Raw genomic sequence first — 10166 nt, 5'->3', positions numbered from 1 at the left:
CCGGGCCAGTGGCGGCGGCGGCATAGCCGAGAAACACCGTCTTAACGACGAAATCCTTGTCGATGGCGTGAGCGATCGCCTGGCGCACTTTCAGGTCGGCCAGCTCCTTGCGGCGATGATTGATCTCGACGACGAGCTGGTAGGTCAGCCCTTCATAACCCTTGGTGATCACCTTGAGGCCCGGCACTTTGGAGATGCGGTCGAGATCGGCCAGGGGCACGGCGGAGAAGGCGGCGAGCTGGATCTCTTCGGCCTCCAGCGCGCTGGCCGCCGACGTGCGGTCCGGCAGTACCTGATAGATGATCTCGTCGAGATAAGGCTCGTCCTTGCCCCAATAGCCGGTGTTCTTCTCCAGCCGGTAATATTCGCCGGGCTTGTATTCGGCAAACTTGAACGGTCCGGTGCCGACGGGGGCGTTGTTGGCCGGGTTGTCCTCGATCTTTCCGGTCTCGTAGATGTGCTTGGGCACCACGCTGCTCAGCGCCGGCAAGGCGTTGCGGATCAGCTGGAACGGTGTCGGCTTGGCGAATTTGAACACGGCGGTGACTTCGTCCGGCGTGTCGACCGCCTCCAGATCCTTGAATACGGTGCGGCCGAGATTCTGCAGCGGCTTCCAGACCTGCAGCGCCGAGAAGGCGACATCGGCTGAGGTGAAGGGTTTGCCGTCATGCCATTTGACGCCCTCGCGCAGCTTGAACGTCACCGACAGGCCGTCGGCGGCACCTTCCCAACTGAGCGCCAGCCGTGGCTCGAGCCCGTCCTTGCCGCCGAAGGAGGCCTCGGCCAAGGTTTCCACGATCTTGCTCGAAATGAAGAAGACGCCGTTCGAGGCGACAATCGCCGGATTGAGATTGCGCGGCTCGGAATCAGCGGCGACAACCAGTCGTCCGCCCTTTCTCGGCGTCTGCGCCGAGCCGATCGTCGGCATCGCAGTAGAGGCCAGCAGCAATGCCGAACCCGCAAGCATCGTACGTCTGGAAACGGTGAACTCTGGCATGATCGAACTCCGTCCTCTCCGCGACCCGGCGGCCGGGTGCGCCGTACCCCTCGGACGCTCGTGGGCGTCCCGCAAAGATGATTATGGGCCTTGTGCGGGGTTTCGCCAAAGACGGAATTGGCGCAGCTTTACGTGGCTTTGAAATTTCCGTCCGCTGGACCAGTTGTACAGAAACGGTTCGATGCGCGGATTCTGGCAAGACCAGACTGGAGTAAAGTGCAGCAGCTGGAGCAGCTTTTGGAACTGGTTCGCCCATTCTGGCTGGACCAGATCGGGCAAAATGATGCAGATTTAAGCATAGCCGAGGATCAGAGCCGGAAAGCCGGTGCCGGCGAGCGGCCGGCTAAGGGATTTCAGGGAGAGAGACATGAACATTGCCCCAGGCAAGAATGCCGTCGGCAGCGTGCCGTTCGACCAGGCTAGGGTGGACGGGCTGATGGAGGAGGCCGGCATCGACGTGCTGCTCGCCACCTCCAAGCACAACACGCAATATCTGCTTGGCGGCTACAAGTTCATCTTCTTCGCTGCCATGGAAGCGATCGGCCACAGCCGTTATCTGCCTGTCGTCGTCTATGAGAAAGGCGGGCCGGAGCATGCCGCCTATATCGGCAACCGCATGGAAGGCGGCGAGCACCAGAACCATCCGTTCTGGACGCCGACACTGCATGCCGCCTGCTGGGGCACGCTCGATGCCGCCAATCTGGCGATCGAGCATTTGCGGAAGATCGGCAAGGGCAATGCCCGCATCGGCATTGAGCCCGCCTTCCTGCCATCCGACGCCTATATGCTGATCCGCAACGCGCTGCCGGATGCCAAGCTGATCGACGCGACTGATATGCTGGAGCGCATGCGGGCAATCAAAACCGAGGCCGAGTTGGAAAAGCTGCGCATCGCTTCGGAGCTGATCACCGATTCCATGCTGGCGACCATCGGCTGGGCACGCGAAGGCACGACCAAGAGCGAGATCATCGAACAACTCAGGCGCGAGGAGACCAATCGCGGCGCGCATTTCGAATATTGCCTGTTGACGCTAGGCTCCAGCCACAACCGTGCCGCCTCGCCGCAGGCGTGGAAGAAGGGCGAGGTGATGTCGATCGATTCCGGCGGCAACTACCACGGCTATATCGGCGACCTTTGCCGCATGGGCGTGCTGGGTGAGCCTGACGCCGAACTCGAGGATCTGCTGGCCGAGATCGAGATAGTGCAGCAGGCGGCCTTCTCCAAGGTCAAGGCGGGCACGCTGGGCGGTGACATGATTTCTCATGCCGAAGGCGTGCTGAAGAAGTCGAAGGTTGCGCCCTATACCGATTTCTTCGCGCATGGCATGGGGCTGATCACGCACGAAGCGCCATTCCTGATGACCAACCATCCAGTGACCTATGAAGGCACCTATGCCGCAAAGCCGCTGGAGAAGAACATGGTGCTTTCGGTCGAGACCACCATGCTCCACCCGACGCGCGGCTTCATCAAGCTCGAGGACACGGTGGCGGTGACCGATGCCGGCTACGTCATGTTCGGCGATCGGGGCAGGGGCTGGAACACGGGTGGGGTTTAGGCGCTTCTATCTCACTTCCCGCCCGGCGGCAGCAGCCTGAAATCCGGCAGGTCGCGCAGTGCCAATTCCGGCCCGGCCGGCGAATAGACGACGAAAAGCTGCATCGGCCCGTCGCCTGTATTGAGTGTCGAATGGAAGCGGCTTTCCGGCACATAGATGGTGCAGCCGGGGCCGACTTTCTCGACGACCGGGCTGCCCTTCTCGTCTTCGACCATCTGCTCGCCACTGCCTGAGATGACGAAGATAATCTCCTCCGCACCCGGGTGGTTATGACGCGTATGGCCCTTGCCCGACGGCAGGTCGACGACACCACCGGAAAATCGCTTCGCGCCGTTCACTTCGGGAGCGACCGTCAGCGACAGCCTGCCCCAGTCGAAGCCGAAGGCGCTGACGTCTTTTGGATATACGAATACCTTGCTGTTGTCGGTCATCGACCCACCCTTCTTTTTGCTGGTCTTCTACGCAGCGCCGAACGTGACGGCCTTGAAATCCGCCGTTTGCCTGGCGATCGAGGCTTCTGCCGGAAGCCGCTCCATCGAACTGGCGCCATAGAACCCGTGCAGGCCCTTGCAGCGCTCGAGAATATATTTGGCGTCGTCCGGCATCGAGATCGGCCCGCCATGGCAAAGCAGGATTATATCCTCGCGCCCTGAGCGTGCCGCTTCGGCGATGGCGTCGATCGCCCCTATACAGTCGTCCAGCGATTTGGCCGATGTCGCGCCGATCGAGCCGCCGGTGGTCACCCCCATATGAGCGACGACGATGTCGGCGCCGGCTTTCGTCATGGCGCGCGCCTCATCGGGGTTGAAGACATAGGGCGTGGTCAACAGGTCGAGTTTGTGAGCCTCGGCGATCATGTCGACCTCGAGCCCGAAGCCCATGCCGGTTTCTTCAAAACTCTGCCGCATCTGGCCGTCGAACAGGCCGATGGTCGGAAAGTTCTGCACACCGGAGAAGCCCATCGTCTTCAACTCGGCCAGAAGCAGCGCCATGATGACGAAGGGATCGGTGCCGTTGACGCCGGCCAGCACCGGCGTCTTCTTCACTACCGGCAGCACTTCGTAGGCCATCTCCTTGACGATCTCGTTGGCATTGCCATAGGCGAGCAGGCCGGCGGCCGAGCCGCGCCCGGCCATGCGGTAGCGACCGGAATTGTAGATGATGATCAGGTCGATGCCGCCGGCTTCCTCTGCCTTGGCCGACAGGCCGGTGCCGGCACCGCCGCCGACGATCGGAACGCCGTCCGCGATCATCTTACGGAATTTCTCCAGGATTTTCTTGCGCGGTATGGCGGCCATGTCTTCGTGTCTCACTGTCTGGCGATGTCGAGGAAGGCCGTTGTGGCAGCCCAGGCGAATTCGGGGTCGTTGATATGCAGCGGCAAGCGCAGCACGCGCCGCGTTTTGGCGGGTTTGATGGTGCGCTCGATCGCCTCGAACAAAGCTGCATCGGCTTCAGGGTCGAAGAAGGCGCCGCCTTCGATGTCGAGCGCCGACACGCCTTTCTCCGGAATGAGGAAACGAACCGGACCCTGGCAGAGGCTGAGCCTTGTACCGATCCATTCGCCGATCGTTCTGCTTTCGTCGGCAGTGGTGCGCATCAGTGTGACGTTTGGATTGTGCTCATAGAACAGCCGGCCGAGATAGCGTTCCGGAATTGTCGGCGGCGCCCAGAAATTGACCATGTCGAGCGCGCCGACCGAGCCGACATAAGGCAGCCCGGTGCGGGCGATGGCGCCGAAGCGATCCTCGGTCGCCGGCAGCACGCCGCCAAACAGCAAGTCGCAGACTTCGGTCGTTGTGATGTCGATGACGCCGGACAACAGGCCGCTGTCGGCCAATTTTTCCAAGGTGCGGCCGCCGGTGCCGGTGGCGTGGAAGACCATACAGTCATAGGTGGAACGAAGCTCATCGGCGATCGCGGTCACGCATGGCGTGGTGACGCCGAACATGGTCAGGCCTATCGAGGGTCTGCCGTCGGCCGGCGGCGCCGGCTTTGCCGCCATGCCTGATATCGCCTGGGCGGCATTGTGCAGCACGACACGGGAAAGCCGGTTGAGGCCGGCCATGTCGGTCACCGACGGCATCATGACGATGTCGGAGACGTCGACGTAAGGCGCGGTGTCACCGGAGGCCAACGTCGAAACCATGATCTTGGGCAGACCGAGCGGCAGCGTGCGCATGCCTGCGGTGATGATCGAGGTGCCGCCGCCGCCGCCGATGCCGATAATCCCGGCAATATCGCGGCGCGACTGGACAAACCGTGCAAAGGCGGCGGCCATTGCCGCCACCGCGGTGCCGCGATCGTCGACGCCGAGCACGGCATTGCGACCCTCGGGATGGCGGCTGGCGACCTCGCCGGCCGAAACATCGACCGGCACGGTCGCGCCGCGTGTTCCGATGTCGATACGGGCAACCGAAGCGCCGGTTGCGGCGACCGCATCGGCCAGAAAAGCGAGTTCCTCGCCCTTGGTGTCGGCGGTGCCCACCACATAGATGCGCTTCATCGCGTTTCCCCGGTCTTGGGCGTGCTCGGCGCTGCCGCCCCTTTGCCCGGCCGTTCGACGGCGCGAACGGCCATTGCAATTTTTTGAGACGCGCGTATCGTATTGACATGGATGTCTCACGTCAACAAGCGACAGTGAACGACGACGCCGGCCAAGGCGCCAGCCCGCGGGCCGAGCGCGGGGCCCGCGCGCGCACCAGGCGTCTCATGCTGGAGACGGCGACAAAGCTGATGCAGGCGGGCGCCACGCCGTCGGTCAGCGAGGTGGCGGAAGCAGCGGAGGTCTCCCGCGCCACCGCTTATCGGTATTTTCCGAGCCAGGCGGCGCTGGTGCAGGCGGTGGTCGATGAGGGGCTTGGGCCGATCCTTACCTGGAAATCGAGCTCTGCCGATCCCGAGCGCCGGGTCGCCGAGCTGTTCGAGACCGCCATGCCGCGCATCGAGGTCTTCGAAGCGACGTTCAAGGCGGCGCTGAAACTGTCGCTCGACCAGTGGGCGCAGCGACAGGCAGGCACGCTTGACGGCGAACCTGCCTTCACGCGCGGCCATCGCGTCGATCTTTTGAAAGATGCGATCGCGCCACTCAAAGGCCGGTTGCCGCCGCGCGAATTCAAGCGGCTCGCGCAGGCGCTGTCATTGATCTTCGGTGTTGAGATGCTGATCGTATTGAAGGATATATGGGGATTGGATAGCCGCAGTATGATGTCGGTTGCGCAATGGGCGGCCGGCGCTCTGGTGCGCGCGGCTATGACCGAATCGATGATTGAAGGAGATGGGATCGCGCCGACGTCGGCCGCTAGATAACGCCAATCTGGTTCGACCAGATTTTCAACCTGACTATCCATACTACTAGCGATGCAGCGGCCCAAGCAAGGCATTCATGTATCAAGGAGTAGGAAAATTCAGGGAAAACAGGCAGATATCGCAGAAACCAACTTGTTTGCGTGTCCGCGACCGTCCAAGAAAGGGCTTGACGTTCGTCTGAAATTGGTAATACCAGATCAGGACAAATAATGCGGATGAAAGGGTGAAGGCTAAGATCCGTTTCGGTCGAACGAGGAGGCTCAAAAACCGGAACGGTGCCGTCACGGGAGGACTACCAGGGCCGGCCTCGCCGCCGGCTCGCATGACGCGGTAGAATGCGCACAAGGGAGGAAATCATTATGCGCAAGACAATGACCAGCTTGCTTGCTGGTATCGGCTTAGTGCTAGCCTGCGGAACGTCCGTCTACGCGCAGGAAAAGGAACTTACAATCTTCTGGGCGGAATGGGATCCGGCCAATTACCTGCAGGAACTCGGCAACGAGTACGAGAAGGAAACCGGCGTCAAGATCACGGTGGAAACCACACCGTGGCCCGACTTCCAGACCAAGGCCTTCACCGAGTTCAACGCCCATGGCGATGCCTATGATATGGTCGTCGGCGACTCGCAATGGCTCGGTGCCGGCTCGACCGGTGGCCACTATGTCGACCTGACCGACTTCTTCAACAAGCACAAGGTCGGCGACGTGATGGCACCGGCGACGGTGAAGTACTACGCCGAATATCCGGGCGGCAGCAGCAAGTACTGGGCCATTCCGCTTGAAGGCGACGCCGTCGGCTGGTCCTATCGCAAGGACTGGTTCGAGGATCCGAAGGAAAAGGAAGCCTTCAAGGCCAAGTATGGCTACGATCTCGACGTGCCGAAGGATTTCAAGGCGCTGCGCGACATCGCCGAGTTCTTCTACCGGCCGGACCAGAAAAAATACGGCATCGCCATCTACACCGACAATTCGTATGACGCGATGGCGATGGGCTTCGAAAACGCGCTGTTTTCCTTTGGCGGCGAGCTGGGTGATTATAAGACCTACAAGGTCGACGGCTTCATCAACTCCGACAAGGCGATCGCGGCGCTCGACGCCTACAAGGAACTCTACAAGTTCACGCCTCCGGGCTGGGCCAAGTCGTTCTTCGTCGAGGACAACCAGGCGATCACTGAAAACCTGGCCGCGATGAGCATGAACTACTTCGCGTTCTTCCCCTCGCTGATCAACGAGGCGTCGAACCCGAATGCCAAGAACACCGGTTTCTTCGCCAATCCTCCCGGCCCGAACGGCGACCAGTTCGCCGCACTCGGCGGTCAGGGCATCTCCATCGTTTCCTACTCGCAGAAGCAGGAAGAGGCGACGAAGTTCCTGGAATGGTTCATCAAGGACGAGACCCAGAAGAAATGGGCAGCGCTTGGCGGCTACACCTGCAGTGCCGCCGTGCTCAAGTCGCCCGAATTCCAGAACGCCACGCCCTACAACAAGGCGTTCTACGAGACCATGTTCAAGGTCAAGGACTTCTGGGCGGTTCCGGAATATGCCGAACTGCTGCAGCAGCTCAACCAGCGCATCTATCCTTACATGATCGGCGGCGAAGGCACCGCCAAGGAGACGCTGGACGCACTGGCAGCCGACTGGAACGCGACCTTCAAGAAATACGGCCGCGGCCAATAAAGCATGAAGTTTCACGGAGGGGGCGTTCGTGCCTCCTCCGTTTCTTTTTCTGATTCTTGAACCGGGAGCAGGGTCTTGGCGACCACGATGATCACCACGCTGGACAGGTCCTCGCGGGCCGCCGCTCGCGGTCTAAGCGACATTTCGATCCGCAATCTCTTCATCATCCCGACGATCCTGTTTCTGATCGTCTTCAACATCTTCCCGCTGATCTATTCGCTGGGCTATTCGTTCACCGATTTCCGCGCCTCGACCAGCGCGGCGGCGAATTTCGTCGGGCTGCAAAACTATCGCGACCTGCTCAGCGATCCCTATGTCTGGTCCAACTTCGCCATCACCGCAAAATACGTCATCATCTCGGTCGCCGGCCAACTGCTCGTCGGCTTTGGCGTGGCCATGCTGCTCAACCGCGACATTCCGCTCAAGGGCCTGCTGACGACGCTCCTGTTGTTGCCGATGATGCTGTCGATGGCCGTCGTCGGCCTGTTCTGGAAGCTGCTCTACGATCCGTCCTTCGGCATCATCAACTATGCGCTGGGCCTCGGCACCTTCGAATGGCTGTCGGATCCAAAAATGGCGCTCTATGCGGTCGCGCTGACCGACATCTGGATGTGGTCGCCCTTCGTCATGCTGTTGTCGTTGGCCGGCCTTTCGGCCGTGCCCAAGCATCTCTACGAGGCAGCCGCGATCGACAGGGCCGGGCCGTTCTACACCTTCTTCCGCATAACGCTGCCGCTGGTTGCGCCGATCCTGATGATCGCGGTCATCTTCCGCACCATGGAGGCGTTCAAGACCTTCGACCTTGCCTACATCCTGACCAGCCAGCCGACGGCCGAGCTGATCTCGATCCGGCTCTACAAGATGGCGTTCCAGGAATGGCAGACCGGGCGTTCCTGCGCGCTCGCCTACATCGTGCTGATCATGGTGCTGGCGATCACCAACATCTATGTCAAATACCTCAACAAGGTGAAGGAGCGCTGAGATGGCCGCAGTCCGCACTTCTTCCGAAATCACCTTCAACCGGGTCGCCATCGTCGCCGTCCTGCTGGTGACGATCATCTTCCTGGCGCCGATCTACTGGATCGCCTCGACGGCGTTCAAGCCGCGCAACCTCGCCACTACCATTCCGCCGACGGTGGTTTTCCAGCCGGAGATATCGCCCTTCGTCAAGTTGTTCACCAAGCGCTCGCAGCTGCGCAGCCCGCCGTCGCCGGAGGAGTACGCGGCCGCGCCGTGGTGGGAGCGCGTCGTCTTCAATGGCGGCGAAAAGATCGTGCGTGACGGCAAGGGCCAGGTGCAGTGGTCCGGCTATCCGAGCCGTTTCATGAACTCGCTGATCGTTGCCATAACCTCGACCGTCCTGGCCGTCGGCATGGGCACCTTCACCGCCTATGGGTTCTCGCGATTCAAGGTAAAAGGCGAGGCGGACCTACTGTTCTTCATCCTGTCGACGCGCATGCTGCCGCCGGTGGTCGTCGCCATTCCGATGTTCCTGATGTACCGGGCGGTCGGCCTCAACGATTCCCATATCGGCCTGATCATCCTTTACACTGCCTTCAACCTGTCCTTCTCGGTGTGGCTGATGAAAGGCTTCATGGACGAGATCCCCAAGGAGTATGAGGAGGCGGCCCTCGTCGACGGCTATACGCGCATGGAGGCCTTCTTCAAGATCGTGCTGCCCGAGGCCGCCACCGGCATCGCCGCCACCGCCGTGTTCTGCTTTATCACGGCGTGGAACGAATATGCCTTCGCACTGATCATGACCAGCCGCCGTGCCCAGACAGCACCGCCCTTCATCCCCAGCCAGGTCGGTTCCGGCCTGCCGGACTGGACGGTGATTGCCGCCGGAACCTTCCTGTTCCTGCTGCCGGTGGCGATCTTCACCTTCCTGCTCCGCAACCATCTGCTGCGCGGCATGTCGTTTGGAGCGATCCGCAAATGAGCTTTCGCGACATCAACCAGAAATATCTCGAACCGGGCAGCCAGGTGCTGATGGTGCTCGGTATCATCGCGCTGTGCCAGCCGTGGAACATGCTGCTGCACAGCTACGGCGTGACCATCATCCTGATCGGCCTGATCGGCTTCAACATCACCTCCAAGATCGCGCCGGAGGAGAAGGCCGGCACCGGGCAAGGGGCAAATCCGGGGGCACAACATTGACCCAGATCGAGCTTCGCGGCGTCCAGAAATATTTCGGCGCCGTCCAGGTCATCAAGGACCTCAACCTGAAGATCGACGACAACGAGTTCATCGTGCTGCTCGGCCAGTCGGGCTGCGGCAAGACGACGACGCTCAGGGCGGTTGCCGGACTGGAGACGATCGACGGCGGCGACATCCTCATCGACGGCAAGCCGGTCCAGCACCTCAAGGCCGCCGACCGCGACATCGCCATGGTCTTCCAATCGTTTTCGCTCTATCCGCATATGAGCGTCTACGAGAACATCGCCTTTCCACTGAGAGCGACGCGCAAGAGCAAGGCCGAGATCGACAGCGAGGTGCGCTCGGTCGCCAAGACGCTGCAGATCAGCGATCTCCTCGCCAAGAAACCGTCGGCGCTGTCGGGCGGCGACATGCAGCGCGTCGCGATCGGCTCGTCCATCAGCATCGCCTTCGGCCGCCGCACCAAGGC

The 10166-nt window shown here is 61.3% G+C and carries 11 protein-coding genes; 7 read left to right on the top strand and 4 right to left on the bottom strand.

From position 1 onward, the window contains the following. Positions 1-997 (bottom strand): ABC transporter substrate-binding protein (locus tag E5W70_RS19845; protein ID WP_292661234.1); only part of this gene is annotated, 997 nt, incomplete at its 3' end. 367 nt (positions 998-1364) lie between these two features. Between E5W70_RS19845 and E5W70_RS19840 the strand changes: the two genes are divergently transcribed. Next, positions 1365-2552: a Xaa-Pro peptidase family protein gene (locus E5W70_RS19840; RefSeq protein WP_292661231.1), complete on the top strand. Its 1188-nt coding sequence runs from the start codon at positions 1365-1367 to the stop codon at positions 2550-2552. Between the two features lie 11 nt (positions 2553-2563). Here the strand turns inward: E5W70_RS19840 and E5W70_RS19835 are convergent, their stop codons facing one another. From E5W70_RS19835 to E5W70_RS19825, 3 genes are read right to left on the bottom strand one after another with little or no spacing between them, the layout of a single operon-like run. Beyond that, a complete protein-coding gene (locus tag E5W70_RS19835; RefSeq protein ID WP_292661228.1) occupies positions 2564-2983 on the bottom strand; it encodes a cupin domain-containing protein in 420 nt (139 codons plus the stop codon). Between the two features lie 27 nt (positions 2984-3010). Further along, positions 3011-3850 (bottom strand): phosphoenolpyruvate hydrolase family protein, encoded by an 840-nt coding sequence (locus tag E5W70_RS19830; protein ID WP_292661225.1) that lies wholly within the window; start codon positions 3848-3850, stop codon positions 3011-3013. Positions 3851-3861: 11 nt separating this feature from the next. Next, positions 3862-5058, bottom strand: a complete 1197-nt coding sequence (locus E5W70_RS19825) for a Tm-1-like ATP-binding domain-containing protein (RefSeq protein WP_292661223.1) — start codon at positions 5056-5058, stop codon at positions 3862-3864. Between the two features lie 107 nt (positions 5059-5165). Between E5W70_RS19825 and E5W70_RS19820 the strand changes: the two genes are divergently transcribed. The 6 genes from E5W70_RS19820 to E5W70_RS19795 all read left to right on the top strand — a co-directional run. Continuing rightward, positions 5166-5861, top strand: a complete 696-nt coding sequence (locus E5W70_RS19820; protein WP_292661221.1) for a TetR/AcrR family transcriptional regulator — start codon at positions 5166-5168, stop codon at positions 5859-5861. Positions 5862-6220: 359 nt separating this feature from the next. Continuing rightward, positions 6221-7537, top strand: coding sequence for an extracellular solute-binding protein (locus tag E5W70_RS19815; protein ID WP_023722314.1), 1317 nt, complete (start codon positions 6221-6223; stop codon positions 7535-7537). Between the two features lie 75 nt (positions 7538-7612). After that, positions 7613-8518, top strand: coding sequence for a sugar ABC transporter permease (locus E5W70_RS19810; RefSeq protein WP_023722315.1), 906 nt, complete (start codon positions 7613-7615; stop codon positions 8516-8518). 1 nt (position 8519) lies between these two features. Next, on the top strand, positions 8520-9479 hold the full coding sequence (locus E5W70_RS19805) for a carbohydrate ABC transporter permease (protein ID WP_292661213.1): 960 nt from the start codon (positions 8520-8522) through the stop codon (positions 9477-9479). Beyond that, the gene (locus E5W70_RS19800) at positions 9476-9697 is read left to right on the top strand and encodes a hypothetical protein (RefSeq protein WP_023675179.1); all 222 of its coding nucleotides are present in this window, start codon (positions 9476-9478) and stop codon (positions 9695-9697) included. The genes E5W70_RS19805 and E5W70_RS19800 overlap by 4 nt, the downstream gene beginning before the upstream one ends. After that, on the top strand, positions 9694-10166 hold a 473-nt coding region (locus E5W70_RS19795; protein ID WP_292661243.1), incomplete at its 3' end, for an ABC transporter ATP-binding protein. The genes E5W70_RS19800 and E5W70_RS19795, both read left to right, overlap by 4 nt.

This window comes from Mesorhizobium sp. (genome assembly GCF_005063415.1).
Taxonomy (GTDB): domain Bacteria; phylum Pseudomonadota; class Alphaproteobacteria; order Rhizobiales; family Rhizobiaceae; genus Mesorhizobium.
The sequence above is the reverse complement of the archived record's forward strand: the minus strand, read 5'-3'. Positions and strand labels throughout refer to the sequence as shown.